Here is a 13,434-nt window from a genome sequence, read left to right as displayed (position 1 = left end):
AACCTGCCGTGAGGCGGGCTTTAGTCTTTGTCCAACGGCGTCATGCTGACGGAGGAGAGGTAGTTGAGCAGGGCGATGTCGTTCTCGACGCCCAGCTTCATCATCGCCGATTTCTTCTGGCTGCTGATGGTTTTGATGCTGCGGTTGAGTTTCTTGGCGATTTCGGTCACCAGGAAACCTTCGGCGAACAGGCGCAGCACTTCGCTCTCTTTCGGCGACAGGCGTTTGTCGCCATAGCCGCTGGCGCTGATCTTCTCCAGCAGTTTAGAGACGCTTTCCGGCGTGAATTTCTTGCCTTTCTGCAGGGCGGCCAGCGCCTTCGGCAGATCGGTCGGCGCGCCTTGTTTCAGCACGATGCCTTCGATATCCAGATCCAATACCGCGCTCAGGATCGCCGGGTTGTTGTTCATGGTCAGCACGATGATCGACAACTGCGGATAGTGGCGCTTGATGTATTTAATCAGCGTGATGCCGTCGCCATACTTGTCACCCGGCATCGACAGATCGGTGATCAGCACGTTGGCGTCCAGCTTGGACAGATTGTTGATCAGTGCGGTTGAGTCTTCGAACTCCCCAACGACATTCACCCATTCAATTTGCTCAAGTGACTTCCGGATGCCAAACAGTACGATAGGATGGTCATCAGCAATAATTACGTTCAGGTTATTCATGTTGTTGGCTACCTTGCTTCAGCAGTCTGCTGACGAAAAAATCAATCTGACTGATGTTATTCTCGATCTCGGGCGCATCACCTTCTGCGATGCGCTGTTCTAACGATTCGCACAGCTGCTTGCCGGGAAGCAGATTTAACATGGCAAACACGCCTTTAAGGCGGTGTGCGGTTTGTGACAGCGCATTGAAATCACTGCTGCCCGCCTCAGTATACAGTTTTTTGACATCGTCGGGTACTGTATCGACAAACAGCCCATAGTAATCACTTGATTTCAATTGTTTTTCATAGAGTTGGATATCTTCTGAGCTCAATGAAAGCGGGCTTTCTTCCTGTTCCAGCGCGGCCATTTGCTGTTCGATCAGCATCAGCACGGCGTCGATTAATGCGCCGTTCAGATTATAGTTCACCCGAATGTAGCGTTTATCCAGCGCTTGCCAGCCCGGCTCATCGGTCGCCAACAACAGGGTGTAGTCATCGGCGCGTTGTGGGTTATCGGTCAGCAGCACGTCATAATCGCGGTTGACCGCGCGATCTTCGGCGACGAGACAGTCGGCGCCGTAGGCCTGCAGCAGGCGGGTCACGATGCCGCGCACCTCATCCGACGTGACGTCCAGCAGGGCGGTGACGCCGTCGAGCAGCTTTTCCTGCTCCTGCGGCTCTTTTTTCTCCATCTCCATGGCGACGCGAATGGTATAGCGAGTGCCGATATCCACCTTGCTGCGAATGTCCAACTGGCCATTAAGTTTTTTGCACAGTTGGTTGCACAGGAAGAAGGTGAGCCCGGAACCGTGGTTGAAGCGGTCCACCAGCGTCTGGCTGAGGAAGGGATAGTTGAGGTTGCTGATCTCTTCGTTGGAGATGCCGGAGCCGGTGTCATTGATTTGGAAAATCAGGCGATCCGGGTGCTCGGGCTCATGGTCGACAACCAGCGAAATCTTGCCGCAGGCGGTGGTGATAATGGCGTAATGCACCAGCAGCGCAATCACTTTGCGCAGCGCGTTGGCGTCGCCGATATAGTTCTGCTCGACGTCCAGCTGGAAATGCTTGAACAGCGCCAGCCCCTTCTGATTAAGGGCGGGCAGGGCCTCCAGCAGCAACTCGTCGACCATCGCCGCCGGGTTGAACGGTTCACGCGTAGGCTGCCAGTCCTGGGTTTCCAGCCTGGTCAGCAGGGTAATGTTATCGATCAAACCCAGCACCGAAGCCGACTCCGCGGTTAACTGGCCCAGCAGTGCCTGCTGCTGCTCCTCATCCGGCCGGTTACGCAGACGATCGACCAGATCGTGCATATGGCGTACCGGCTGATTGAGCTCGATGCCCAGGTTGTGCAGCATCAGCTTGCGTGCCTGAACGTTCTTGTCATATTCGCGCCGCGCCTGCTGCAGCCGCTTGTTCACCATCACCTCTTTATCCTGATCGTGCATCAGGAACAGGTAGGTGTCCGGCGACAGCTGGCTGCGGAAGATACGGATTTCATACACTTCATTGTTGACCGTCGCCTGGATCACCCCGTGATGCTGTTCGGCCATATGGGCGATTTTTTGCAGGCTGAGGTGCGGCAGCAGGTGTTCGGCGATTTTGTTGCTGGCGATCACCGTATTGTTGGCGAAGCTGTAGACCAGCAGGCCGGAAGGCAGGCTGGAGACGATCTCCTGATTCAGCGCGCGCTCGGCTTCCAGCTCCACCGCCATGTTTTCGCTCGGGCGAATGTACTGGCGGCGGATAAAGTAGATGCTCAGCATCGACAGCGCCAGCAGCAGCAGGTTGATCGCGATCAGCCAGATGTTGTTGCGCAGCAGATCGATGGCCAGATTGATGGCCGAAACGCGATACACCACCTTCAGCGGCGCATTGGGCAGGGCGGCGCTGAACTCGACCCAACCGCCGCTCATCGTCGCATGGGTACCGAGAGCCGTTTCCGCCGGAATGGCGCTGTCGTCGAGATCGACGTCGTCCGGCAGCAGCAGGAAATTGGCGCGGGCCAGATTGGCCGGAATGATGTCGTTGATCGGCAAGTCGAAGGCGATCACCGTCGCCAGATGTCCCGGCTGATTAAAGGTGGTGCGAATCGAGAACGAATAGGCGTTCTGGAAACGCTGCTTGCGCAGATCGGAAAAGCTCTCGCGCTCGTCGAGCATGTTGGCCTGTTGCAGCATCTCGGCGCGGCGTTCGTCCGCCGAGGTGGTCAGGTAGCTCTCTCGAAAGCGCGAAGCCAGCTCTTTGAGCGGCTGGGTGGTGATCAGACTGAGGCTGTTGTCCTGGCCATTGAGGTAATACATGGCGTAGTTCTCGGTCTTGGCACCCCAGCGAGTGTCCAGGTAGTCCGAGATGTTGGCGATCATAGCCAGCGTGTTCTCGTCATGGCTGCCGAAGATCACCGCGTCGGTTTTCTTGTGCGGCTTCTCGACATAATAGACGTCGGGCCGCAGGCGGGTTTCCTGCAAACCGGGATCGCTGTTCTGTGCCGGCGCATTGCCGAATTTGTCATAGACCTGGTAAGTCATATAGCGATAGGTATCGATACGCTTTTGCAGCGAACCGGCAATGCTGTTCAGCGTGTACTTCTTTTCCGCCAGCCAGGCGTTGGTGTAGTTGTAACCATACAGGCCAATGCCGATCGCCAGCAGCACGATAAACAGCAGGAAGCAGCGGGTAATGTTGCTGGAGCTGATGGTCAGTTGTTTATTTTGCATAGTGGCTGCGCATTCCTGAATCAGCGAGTGACGGCCTTGGCGCTGGCGGTGACCGCCAACAGCAGGGCGGCTACGCAGGCGAAAGCCACCGTCAGGCTGGAAAACTGAGCGATAAAGCCGATCAGCGCCGGGCCGGCCAGAATACCGGCATAGCCGACGGTGGTGACGGAGGCGATCGCCAAATTGGCCGGCATGTCGCGCTGGTTGCCCGCCGCGCTGAACAGGATCGGCACGACGTTCGAGGCGCCCAGGCCGACCAGCATGAAACCGACCAGCGACACGGTGGCGTGATTGAAGGCGATGGCCAGGCTCAGACCGAGTGCGGCGCACAGGCTGCCCAGCAGCAGCACCCGGTAGCGGCCCAGCGAGTTCACCACCCGATCGCCATTGAGCCGGCCGAGCGTCATGGTGATGGAAAACAGCGCATAGCCCAGGCCGGCCTGGCTATGTTCGACGCCGCGCAGCGTGGTGAGGAACAGCGCGCTCCAGTCGAGCATCGATCCTTCCGCCAGAAACATGATAAAGCACAGGATGCCGATGAACATCACCCAGCCGCGCGGCAAAACGAACATCGGCCCGCCGTCGTCGGCACCGCTCTCACGCAGCAGATGCGGCTGGCGAGCGCCAGCAGCACTATCACCGCCAGTACGGTAAGCAGGGTGGATTGCAGCGGCGTCAGGCCCAGCCACAGCAGCGCGCTGACGCCACCGGCGCCAGCAATGCCGCCGATGCTGAAGAAACCGTGAAAACCGGACATCATCGCCTTGCCGCTGGCGCGTTCAACGATCACCGCCTGAACGTTCATCGCCACGTCGATCATGCCGATCGCTGCCCCAAACAGCAGCAGCGCCACGGCCATGCCGCCGAGGGAATCCATCAGCGCCAGCAGCGGCAGATCGATGCATAACCCGAGCCCCGCCATCAGGATCACCGCGCGGCAGCCCAGTTTGCCGGTCAGGAAACCGGTCAGCGGCATCGCCAGCATGGAACCGGCACCGATACAGAGCAGCAACAGGCCGAGCGAGCCGTCATCGATACCGATGCGCGTTTTGGCGAAGGGCACCAGCGGCGCCCAGGCGGCCATGCCGAGACCGGCGACGAAAAAGGCCAGGCGGGTGGCGATCTGTTGAGGAACGCCGGGCGTTTGCTGTTCATTGCACAAGGTGGCTGTCATGTAAGCGTCAGGATCTTGGGTCAAAAGAGTGGCGAAAGTTACTGACAGTTTTTATCACAATCCGCGATCCGGGTCGAAAAGATTCGCGTTTGGTTCCTCTCTGGCACCGCCTCTGCGCACCAGCCACAGGGCGATCGCCTGGACTATATACGCCTTTTGCCGTTGGTCGAGTGCGATACCCTGCGGTATGCCGTGCCACTTTTCCAGGCAGCCGCGGCAGCAGGTGGCGGTGGCGTGTTGGGCGACAAACACCGGGTGGCCGCGCATCGGCGTTTGCTTACCGTCATTTTTAGGATGGGCGGCGGCCAGGCGACTGTCGATGAAATCGCGGGCATGGCTGAGGATCAGCGGCAATCCCTTGTCGTCGAGGTAGGTTTGGTCCTTGGCATTTAAACGGAAACGGGCGCGGAAGGGGGAGCTTTGCAGCCGCTGCCACAGCACGTCGGGTTGAAAGGGCATCATGACTTTACTCGCTGAGGGTGAGCTTTTTTTCAGGCTATCAGAAGTGAAACTCCGCGGCTAATTATGCCTGCGGCGAGAAATAAAGGATGGGATAAAGCACGAAATGAAAAGCAAGCTCAATTTGTAGACTAAAATAACAGAAAAGATTAGCAATTAGTGCGGAAGTGAATTAGTGAAACTATATCATGAGGTTATTTATTTGCCTGCTATTTGTACGAGCTGAAATTGTGAGGCGAGTGTGGAGGAAAATAAAAAACCGGCCAGAAGCCGGTTAAAGGAATGCTGAAATTATCTTCGGATAATGAAGGTAATAATGAAAATAATGATGATAGCGAGGTGATTATAGCGGCTGCGTGCGGACAGCGTTTTGGCACAATGTGCTTATTGCCCGGTTCAATTGTATGGTTGCCTTTTTTTTCTTAAAGATATGTATAACTACATGATTTTTTATCAGTTAATCTATTCTTTGTCTTTAAGTGCTTTATTTTTTGTCTGTAAGGTTTTGTGAAAGTTCGCGCGTATTTACATTTTGAAACCTTTATTAATTACAATGAAACACTATCGGATACTTGGTATCATTTTCTTTCTGGATTAATATAACCCTTGTTACCAGAATGGTAATGCACAGTCGTGCTAATAATGCTCGAAAAGGGCAGTGGCCGTAGCTCGACATAATTAACGAGGATAATAACGATGAAACTTCGAGTACTCTCTCTGATGGTACCCGCACTGCTGGTTGCAGGCACAGCAGGCGCGGCGGAAATCTACAACAAAGACGGTAATAAACTGGATTTGTACGGTAAAGTCGACGGTCTTCACTATTTCTCCAGCAATGATGGCGCGGACGGCGATCAGTCTTATATGCGTTTTGGCCTGCGTGGCGAAACGCAAATCAGCGATCAGCTGACCGGTTACGGCCAGTGGGAATATCAGGCTAACCTGAACCACGCTGAAAACCAGGACAACAAGAACTTCACCCGTTACGGCTTCGCCGGTCTGAAATTCGGCGACTACGGTTCCTTCGACTATGGTCGTAACACCGGCGTGCTGTACGACGTCGCGGCTTACACCGACTTGCAGCCTGAGTTCGACGGCTCGACCTACGGCGCTGACCAGTTCATGTTCCAGCGCTCCAGCGGCCTGGCGACCTACCGTAACAACGGCTTCTTCGGTTTGGTTGACGGCCTGAACTTCGCCCTGCAGTACCAGGGTAAGAACGGCAGCCCAGAAGAAACCAACAACGGCCGTGATGTCCTGGGCCAAAACGGTGAAGGCTACGGCATGTCGATGAGCTATGACATGGGTTACGGCATCAGTGCCGCCGGTGCCTTCTTCAACTCTCGTCGTACCAGCGAGCAGAACGGCGGTGGCGGCTACCAGAACATTATGGGCCGCGGCGACAAGGCGGAAGGTTACTCCGGTGGCCTGAAATATGACGCCAACGACACCTACCTGGCCGTGATGTTCACCCAGTCCTACAACGCGGCGCGCTTCGGTAGCTCTACCAGCGATGCTTTCGGTTACGCCAACAAGGCGCAGAGCTTCGAAGCCTACGCGCACTACCAGTTCGACTTCGGTCTGCGTCCGTTCGTGGGCTATAACCAGACCAAAGGTAAGGATCTGGGCCGCGCCGGTAACGGCAAGGACTACGGTGATGAAGATCTGGTCAAATTCGTCGACCTGGGCGCGACCTACTTCTTCAACAAAAACATGTCCACCTATGTTGACTACAAAATCAACCTGCTGGACAACAACGACTTCACCCAAGCTGCCGGTATCAACACCGACAACGTGGTTGCCGTGGGCCTGGTTTACCAGTTCTAAGCACCTCAGTGTGAACGTCATCACGCGGCCTTCGGGCCGCGTTTTTTTTTGCCTGTAAAGCACGGATTGATCCGTTGTCGGCACGGGAAGCGCTTCGGCTAGCCCTCGCTCGGCCTACGCTGTCAGTACAGCAAACAGAGCGGAGGTGATATGGAACTCAAGATCGACAAGGTGATCGAAACGGTGCTGTACGTCAGCGATATTGAACGCGCGGACGCCTTTTATCGAGAGGTGCTGCAACTGCCGGCGATGGTTGCCAACGAACGGTTTCGCGCCTATAACGTCGGCGATCGAAGCGTATTGTTGCTGTTTATCGAGGGCGACTCGCTGCGTGGGGCGCACTATCCGACCGGGTTTATTCCCGCGCACGATGGCGTGGGGCCGGCGCATATCGGGCTGGCGGTAGCGAAAGACCAACTGCCGCATTGGGAACGGCATCTGATGGCCAACGGCGTGGAGATAGAGGGGCGGATGCGCTGGGAACACGGCGGGGAGAGCATTTATTTTCGCGATCCCGACGCTCATCTGCTGGAGTTGGTGACGCCGGGCATTTGGGCCAATTACTGATCGAACCCGCCTTGCGCCAACATGTCCAACGTAGCATTCAGCACCTGCAGCGCGGCCTGCGGTTGCCGCTCTATCTGCACTCTGACGATGGCGCCGTCGATCAGCATCGCCAACATCGCTGCGTGCTGTTCCCGCTGTGGGCCGGCGGGCAGGTGACGTGCCAGCTCGTCCGCCATCTGTCGCTTATGCTGGCTGGCGATGTGCAGGCTTTCCGGCAGCAGGTCGGCAAGTTCCACCGCCGTATTGATAAACGCGCAGCCGCGAAAGCGCGGATTATCGAACCATTCCGCCAGGCAGGGCGCCAGCGCCGCCAGCAACCCGCCGGTTTGCGCCACATGCCTGGCCAACGCTGTGCTGAACCAGGCTAGCCACTGCTGGTGGCGATAGGCCAAAAACGCCGTAATCAAGTCGTTCTTGCTGGGAAAATGGCGGTAAAACGTCACCTTGGTTACGCCAGATTCCTTGATGATGCGATCGATGCCGGTGGCGCGGATCCCCTCCTGATAAAACAGATCGTGCGCCGTCAGCAGGATGCGCTGGCGGGCGGGCAAGGCGTTGAGATCGGCGGTCATCATTTTCTCCTGGGCTATTTCCGACTGATTGTAGACAATTCTGTCTACATGCGCTAGCGTAATGTTGTAGACAGAGTTGTCTACATGCCTTCACTCAGGAGATGAACATGAGCATTAAACCCCCATTGCCGCCTTTTACCCGCGAATCCGCCATCGAGAAGGTGCGGCTGGCGGAGGATGCCTGGAACAGTCGCGATCCCGAACGCGTATCGCAGGTATATTCCCTCGATACCCATTGGCGTAACCGCGCGGAGTTTGTCGAAGGCCGCACAGCGGTAGTCGGTTTTTTACAACGCAAATGGGCAAAAGAACTGGAGTATCGGCTAATTAAGGAACTGTGGGCGTTTGATGGCGCGCGCATCGCGGTGCGTTTCGCCTATGAATGGCGCGACGATTCCGGCAACTGGTATCGCAGCTTCGTGATCTGACTTGAGATATTTGAAAGGGAAACTTGAGATAAATGTGGATCAACCTGGGACAAAGTGGATCTACTTGGGACGGGTCAGTGTAAATACATTTCATATAGTGAAACTGAGTACGGGCCTCAAAATTCGACAGACCCGCGTTCAGTTAAGACTTCAACGTCTGTTTGATTGCTCTGGCGCATCATCAAAAAGATTCCCCTGAACCCGTTCCAGTTCTTCCTTTTTAACGCGCTTCACAACGGCATAAATCCATTGTAACGATACCCCATATTTACGCGCCAGTTCGTGATGGTTCCGCCCGTTACACTCGTTGAAAATATCGCGGTCACGCTGGCTAAGCTTCCAGGACATCCCCAACGGCATATAGACGTTCTGGCCACCCCAGACGCGCATCATATTATTGGCAACCGCCTGGCCAATTTGCTCTGCGACTTCAGGGGAAACATCCAGTACCTGACGTATAGAGCTGGCAGTATGCGCGGCCAGGTCGACCAGAAGTTCCGGTGCTTTGGTTCGAAAAAGATGGTCATTCATGGCTTCTTCCTCGTCACTCGATTGAGCCATTTCTTGAGCTTCTCAATAGACTGGCTCGCATCGTCGTTTGACAACCATTGCAGGTTATCTATGCCGGTTTCTCGCTTTACCCATGCCAATAAAGCCTTTTCAGAACGGTCTCTCACTGCGCCATTATCGGCGAGTGTTAACCACAGGGCACGCAATTTCTTAATTTGAGGAAGTTCATCCGTTTTTATTATTGGCGCTTTAGCACTTTTAGCTGGCTTTATTTTCCAGCCTCTTTGCTTCATGGCATCAAGAACCCGGGAAAGCTGCATAATATCCATATCACGCGTTGAGCGTTTACCCGAATAAGCATACAGCATTTGCCGGTAGGTATCTTCGTCCAACCGTAATTGTTTGCTGGCAATATGAATAAGCTGTAGCAATTTTGCCTTAGTCATAACGTTGCTCCTCCGGCCGGTCAGGTGCGTTATTTTCATGCCAGCGACAGAAAAACAAATGGCAAAGCGCACCGTATAGTGCGCCCAGGATAAAAGCAATAACGAGTGTCATGATCCGACCTCACCAAGTTTTGCCTGCTCATGGCCGTCAACCGGCTGATGGAGGCGTACTTTGATTCCCTCACGATAGCCATCACGGCGGGCTTCAAGCGTGCCTCTGGCATTACGGGCTTCACGACCATTGACGGACTCAGTGGCACCATAGCGCTTTGTCAGCCACAGGCGCGTCAGCTCCTCTTCCCGAGCCGTCATCGCCAGCTTCTCGACCTCATTCAAGACAGCAATGATCCACCCTTCTGCGAACTTGTCCCCACGGCTGGTTTTCGTGGTGATTTTTAAACGTTTATTTTGAGTGGAGAGATAGGCCCGACGGGCCCTGATGAGCTGGCGAGCCAATACTTCGAATGTGTAAGCCGCCAGGCCGGCGCGCGTCTGCGGCCCGCAAAATGTGATGCGGGTTTTTAGGCCCGAAAGAATAATGGACTCAACGCCGAAGGCAGTGCGGATGATGCCAAGAAGCCCGATCATGTAGGCAGGAGGGCGCTGCCCCCCTACCGGCCAAAACTCACTGATTTCTTCCCCAAAGTCGGCAAGTTCCAGCTCTGACTGGCTGATGCCGTAGGCGCCCATCAACTTCTGGGCACGCTGCAGTGCCAGGGCCGCTTCGTGTGGGTTGTCGGATTTTGATAGCGCCAGCAGTTTCTTTAACTTGTCGAGTATGCGCGCCTGGATATCACTCATGGGAACCCCCTTGTATGGCGTTTGACTTTGGTTCAAGCCCATCCAACACGGTCACGCTTTCAATCGGGTAGTTGATGAATCGTCGTTCGCCTCCTATCAATAATTCAACCTGCTGCCCGACAATGAACTCGGCATTCAGTACCGCTTTACCGCTCCAGATACGGTTCTGAAAAGGCCCGGCCTTGGCAATGACACCGTTGTGAACAATGAACCAGAGAAAATCCTGGCCGTGATCGGCCAGTTCAAGGCGGACGGGGGCGTTATTTTTCGGCATAAGTCACCCCCAGACGGTTAGCCAGGCGTTGCAGTTTCTCTGATTTGCGGGCATCAATAAGTGTGACCATGCCAGTCTGCCGGAACTGCGCGATAAGAATTTCAACATCGGCGATCTCGCCGGCCAGTCGACGTTCCAGCGTGCTATGGTTCAGTGTACGACACGCTTCTGCCGACAGCTCGCTGGCCTCTTCGGCCAGCTTACAAAGTTGCGCTTCGTAGCCATACTGGCGCATGGCTTCCGCGTAGAGTTCGTTTTCAGTCATCGTTAGCCTCACTAGGTATGGGCTGCAGCTCGGCGTTCGCCAGGGCGGTGGCGTATTGTTGGCCACATGCTGGGCAGGCCAGCACCAGGTCAACGATCCAGTCGCCGAACTCTGGCGTCTGGGTCACATTGGCCTGAACCAGCGCCAGTCTTTCGACCGGCGCGTTGCAGCGTGGATTGCGGCAGTTAATCGTCATGGGGCACCTCACCAGCCAGGCGCGCGTCAATCAATGTGGTAATGGCTGCAAGCTCTACTGCTGCGCTGTTGAATTCGCTGCGAGCGGTACCCAGACGGCCTTCTTCTGCCAGGCGCATGGCGCGGTTGATGCGTTTTTCCACCTTGCGGCGCTGGCGCTGAATTTGGGGGTAAATCATTTCGTCACCTCCTGCTCAAACGGTGCGATATTAAAGACCTCCTTGCCGTCATTAATAACGATGCCTTTAATATCTTTCACGGCGTTTTTATCCGAGAGAATGGCGTTTTTATTAATGGATTCCTTGGTCAAAATAAAACGGGTTAATTTGAGGCGTTTCAGCGTTTCGATTACGACCTCTGCACCCTTGATGGTGACTGACGGGTTGCCTTTGCGCCAGCTCACCTCGCCGGTGATAAGGTTAGCGGTCTTGGTCTTGCCGCCTTGTGTCAACGTGTCGCGGTTAACCTCGCACCAGGCTTGAACGCCGGCCTGCAGCGTTGACAGTTGAGCGCTCAGCGCTTCAATGACGGGAGCATGCTGATTGGTGATCCGGCCGATGCAGTCATTCATTTCGGTTTCGATACGCGTTATTTCGCGCTGGATATCGCCAATCTGTTTGATGCCGGAAATAACCTCATCCCGGGATTGCGGCGCATACGAAGCCGCCGCCGCTTTAAGCGACTTTTTGCCTTTTGCCATTTTTAATAACCTTTTATTAAAGTGAGAATAATTGCTCTAAATAATTACAACGTCATTGTGTTTGTTATCTGACCTCCCAACTCACGCGACAATCCGCATCCTGGAATTGCCAACGCTCAAACCGTCCGCCGGCATCCACGCCTTGGGCATAACGTACCGCCTGACCGTTTTCCTGCTTACGGCGGCAGTGGGTATCCGGCAGCACAGTAATGGTGGCGCGAGTACTGCTACTGAGTTCGACGCGCTCTACCACAAACCCCTGGGCAGTCAGCCGGGCCAGCGCCTTGCCGGCGGCAGCCAGCTGTTTCTGCAACCGGGTGGTATGGCAGGGAATAACAAACCGGTGCTGTTTCATCATGCCACCTCGCTGACGTACATTTTGCTGTAGTGAATCGACGGCGCGTCACAGTTGATGATGGTGATACCTTCACTGCCGTCCAGCGGCGGCCAGCCCTCAACATGACCGTGTCTGAATGCGTCGTAGAGCCCGGCCTGCAGCCAGTCGTCGTTCATGGCCTGGTGGAAGCAGTGTGCGCCCAGCATTTTGAGCACCGTCAACAGCAGGTTGCCATCATTTTCCGCCAGACGCTCGTCTGCGTATTCAAATGCCTCATTCATCCGATATAGCGTGTCGAGAGTACACACCGCCGGGTCAATCTCGACGGTCAATGCAGGCCCGTCTTCGTGGGCCGCCCAGATAATGTCGTAGCGCTTGATGGTGTTCATGGCATTATTTCCCTGTCAGTTTGATAACGTTGGCATCCACACGTGGGATGTCGTCTCTGGCGGCCATATTCATGGCGGCGGTCACCAGATTGGCGATGGCCAGCGGGTATAGCAGGCTGACGGTTTCCCGTCCGCCATTGCGGCTCAGGCACAACCGGTTGCGGATTTCGTTTATGGCGCTGGCGTCCAGCACCTTCCCGACGTCACCGCCGGCGCGCTGGAACTTGAACGCCAGGAAAGCCTCAAGGTTGTCGCCCAGGTGCGGCAGGTTGACCACTTCGCAGCGCTGAACCACCTCTCGCACGGCGGCGTTGCGGCCGGATAAGCTGAGTTCAAGTTCGGGCTGACCAATCAGGATGATGGACAGCAGCTTGCGGTGGCCGTCCTCCAGCTCCAGAAAGCGCTTCAGGTGTTTGAGTGTCGGTTGGGGCAGGGAATGCGCTTCCTCAATAATCAGCACGTGGGCGTTATCTCTCCCACCGGCACTGCTGGCGCGCGCATTCTCTTTGAGCACCCGATGTACCTGACTGAAGCGGGCTTCACGCGACAGTTTTGGCCGCTCGGTGGGCGCTACTTCGCGAATAATGGCCTCGGCGATGCTGGCGGCCTTCAGCGTCTGCCCGGTGCGGTCGTTGTCTTCCATGGCCAGCACGTAAGGCTCAATCACCGTAATGTCGTCACCGCTGTTGCGGATGCGGTCAATCAGGTCGCGGCGCAGGGTAGACTTGCCCGAACCGGATTCGCCGACCACCGCAAGAAAGCCCCCGAAACGCGCGGTCTGGTACATCGCCTCGCGCACGTAGTGAATATCCGGCGACTTGAACACGTCGTCGGATGAGCGCAGCGCGTAGTCGTCGAAGGGGTTTCGCACCAGGCCAAAATGTTTCTTTGCTGCTGGTGTCAGCACCTGTTTTCTGAGTATCATGTCGTCGTCCTCATGGATGATGGATGAATAGGAAGAAGCAGTACCGGTACGGGAAGGCGTATCGTTTTCTCGTACCACTTCAAAACACCCCGCCGTGGTCATTCCCTGTTTTTCCAGTACCCTGCAAATCCGTTCCCTGACGGCGTCGCTTTCCTGTTTCGGCCACTGGTTATGGTTGACAATTTGCGCCAGTGCAGCC

Annotated in this window: 17 protein-coding genes and 2 pseudogenes; 3 read left to right on the top strand and 16 right to left on the bottom strand. The window is 55.6% G+C overall.

What is annotated here, in order from left to right; translation table 11 throughout:
* Positions 1–20: 20 nt before the first annotated feature.
* The 4 genes and pseudogenes from rcsB to AC4PR2_RS11640 form a co-directional block, all read right to left on the bottom strand.
* A complete protein-coding gene (gene rcsB, locus AC4PR2_RS11655; protein ID WP_004935900.1) occupies positions 21–671 on the bottom strand; it encodes a response regulator transcription factor RcsB in 651 nt (216 codons plus the stop codon).
* The gene (gene rcsD, locus AC4PR2_RS11650) at positions 664–3,366 is read right to left on the bottom strand and encodes a phosphotransferase RcsD (protein ID WP_492175150.1); all 2,703 of its coding nucleotides are present in this window, start codon (positions 3,364–3,366) and stop codon (positions 664–666) included. Before rcsD ends, rcsB begins: the two co-directional genes overlap by 8 nt.
* Positions 3,367–3,386: 20 nt before the next feature.
* Positions 3,387–4,540: pseudogene (locus tag AC4PR2_RS11645) on the bottom strand (MFS transporter).
* A gap of 54 nt (positions 4,541–4,594) precedes the next feature.
* Positions 4,595–4,999, bottom strand: a complete 405-nt coding sequence (locus AC4PR2_RS11640) for a DUF4186 domain-containing protein (protein WP_060420851.1) — start codon at positions 4,997–4,999, stop codon at positions 4,595–4,597.
* Positions 5,000–5,695: 696 nt separating this feature from the next.
* On the opposite strand from AC4PR2_RS11640, the gene ompC reads away from it, so the two are divergent.
* On the top strand, positions 5,696–6,826 hold the full coding sequence (gene ompC / locus AC4PR2_RS11635; RefSeq protein WP_049200197.1) for a porin OmpC: 1,131 nt from the start codon (positions 5,696–5,698) through the stop codon (positions 6,824–6,826).
* Positions 6,827–6,976: 150 nt separating this feature from the next.
* On the top strand, positions 6,977–7,393 hold the full coding sequence (locus AC4PR2_RS11630; RefSeq protein WP_047730203.1) for a VOC family protein: 417 nt from the start codon (positions 6,977–6,979) through the stop codon (positions 7,391–7,393).
* Here AC4PR2_RS11630 and AC4PR2_RS11625 read toward each other — a convergent pair.
* A complete protein-coding gene (locus AC4PR2_RS11625) occupies positions 7,387–7,965 on the bottom strand; it encodes a TetR/AcrR family transcriptional regulator (protein ID WP_102984342.1) in 579 nt (192 codons plus the stop codon). The two genes, AC4PR2_RS11630 and AC4PR2_RS11625, sit on opposite strands and share 7 nt — an antisense overlap.
* Before the next feature lie 107 nt (positions 7,966–8,072).
* On the opposite strand from AC4PR2_RS11625, the pseudogene AC4PR2_RS11620 reads away from it, so the two are divergent.
* Positions 8,073–8,384, top strand: a pseudogene (locus AC4PR2_RS11620) (DUF1348 family protein); the annotation flags it as partial.
* 159 nt (positions 8,385–8,543) lie between these two features.
* Here AC4PR2_RS11620 and AC4PR2_RS11615 read toward each other — a convergent pair.
* The 11 genes from AC4PR2_RS11615 to AC4PR2_RS11565 all read right to left on the bottom strand — a co-directional run.
* Positions 8,544–8,924, bottom strand: a complete 381-nt coding sequence (locus AC4PR2_RS11615) for a Mor transcription activator family protein (RefSeq protein WP_072627882.1) — start codon at positions 8,922–8,924, stop codon at positions 8,544–8,546.
* Positions 8,921–9,349 (bottom strand): gp16 family protein, encoded by a 429-nt coding sequence (locus AC4PR2_RS11610; RefSeq protein WP_072627881.1) that lies wholly within the window; start codon positions 9,347–9,349, stop codon positions 8,921–8,923. Before AC4PR2_RS11610 ends, AC4PR2_RS11615 begins: the two co-directional genes overlap by 4 nt.
* Before the next feature lie 108 nt (positions 9,350–9,457).
* Entirely contained in the window at positions 9,458–10,150 is a 693-nt protein-coding gene (locus AC4PR2_RS11605; RefSeq protein ID WP_492175148.1) for a DUF2786 domain-containing protein, read from the bottom strand.
* Complete coding sequence (locus AC4PR2_RS11600; protein WP_201884178.1) at positions 10,143–10,424, bottom strand: hypothetical protein; 282 nt, start codon at positions 10,422–10,424, stop codon at positions 10,143–10,145. The genes AC4PR2_RS11605 and AC4PR2_RS11600 overlap by 8 nt, the downstream gene beginning before the upstream one ends.
* On the bottom strand, positions 10,411–10,689 hold the full coding sequence (locus AC4PR2_RS11595) for a nucleoside triphosphate pyrophosphohydrolase family protein (RefSeq protein WP_072627878.1): 279 nt from the start codon (positions 10,687–10,689) through the stop codon (positions 10,411–10,413). Before AC4PR2_RS11595 ends, AC4PR2_RS11600 begins: the two co-directional genes overlap by 14 nt.
* Entirely contained in the window at positions 10,682–10,885 is a 204-nt protein-coding gene (locus AC4PR2_RS11590) for a hypothetical protein (protein WP_072627877.1), read from the bottom strand. The genes AC4PR2_RS11595 and AC4PR2_RS11590 overlap by 8 nt, the downstream gene beginning before the upstream one ends.
* Entirely contained in the window at positions 10,875–11,063 is a 189-nt protein-coding gene (locus AC4PR2_RS11585) for a hypothetical protein (RefSeq protein ID WP_072627876.1), read from the bottom strand. The genes AC4PR2_RS11590 and AC4PR2_RS11585 overlap by 11 nt, the downstream gene beginning before the upstream one ends.
* Positions 11,060–11,584 (bottom strand): host-nuclease inhibitor Gam family protein, encoded by a 525-nt coding sequence (locus AC4PR2_RS11580; RefSeq protein ID WP_201884175.1) that lies wholly within the window; start codon positions 11,582–11,584, stop codon positions 11,060–11,062. The genes AC4PR2_RS11585 and AC4PR2_RS11580 overlap by 4 nt, the downstream gene beginning before the upstream one ends.
* Before the next feature lie 64 nt (positions 11,585–11,648).
* Positions 11,649–11,942, bottom strand: coding sequence for an HI_1482 family protein (locus AC4PR2_RS11575; RefSeq protein WP_342170775.1), 294 nt, complete (start codon positions 11,940–11,942; stop codon positions 11,649–11,651).
* The gene (locus AC4PR2_RS11570; protein ID WP_308321700.1) at positions 11,939–12,310 is read right to left on the bottom strand and encodes a DUF2528 family protein; all 372 of its coding nucleotides are present in this window, start codon (positions 12,308–12,310) and stop codon (positions 11,939–11,941) included. The genes AC4PR2_RS11575 and AC4PR2_RS11570 overlap by 4 nt, the downstream gene beginning before the upstream one ends.
* Before the next feature lie 4 nt (positions 12,311–12,314).
* The coding region (locus AC4PR2_RS11565; RefSeq protein ID WP_492175147.1) for an ExeA family protein at positions 12,315–13,434 on the bottom strand (1,120 nt) is incomplete at its 5' end.

It is taken from the genome of Serratia sp. A07, assembly GCF_058725505.1.
Note: the sequence above shows the minus strand (reverse complement) of the source record. Positions and strands in the feature narration are given on the sequence as shown.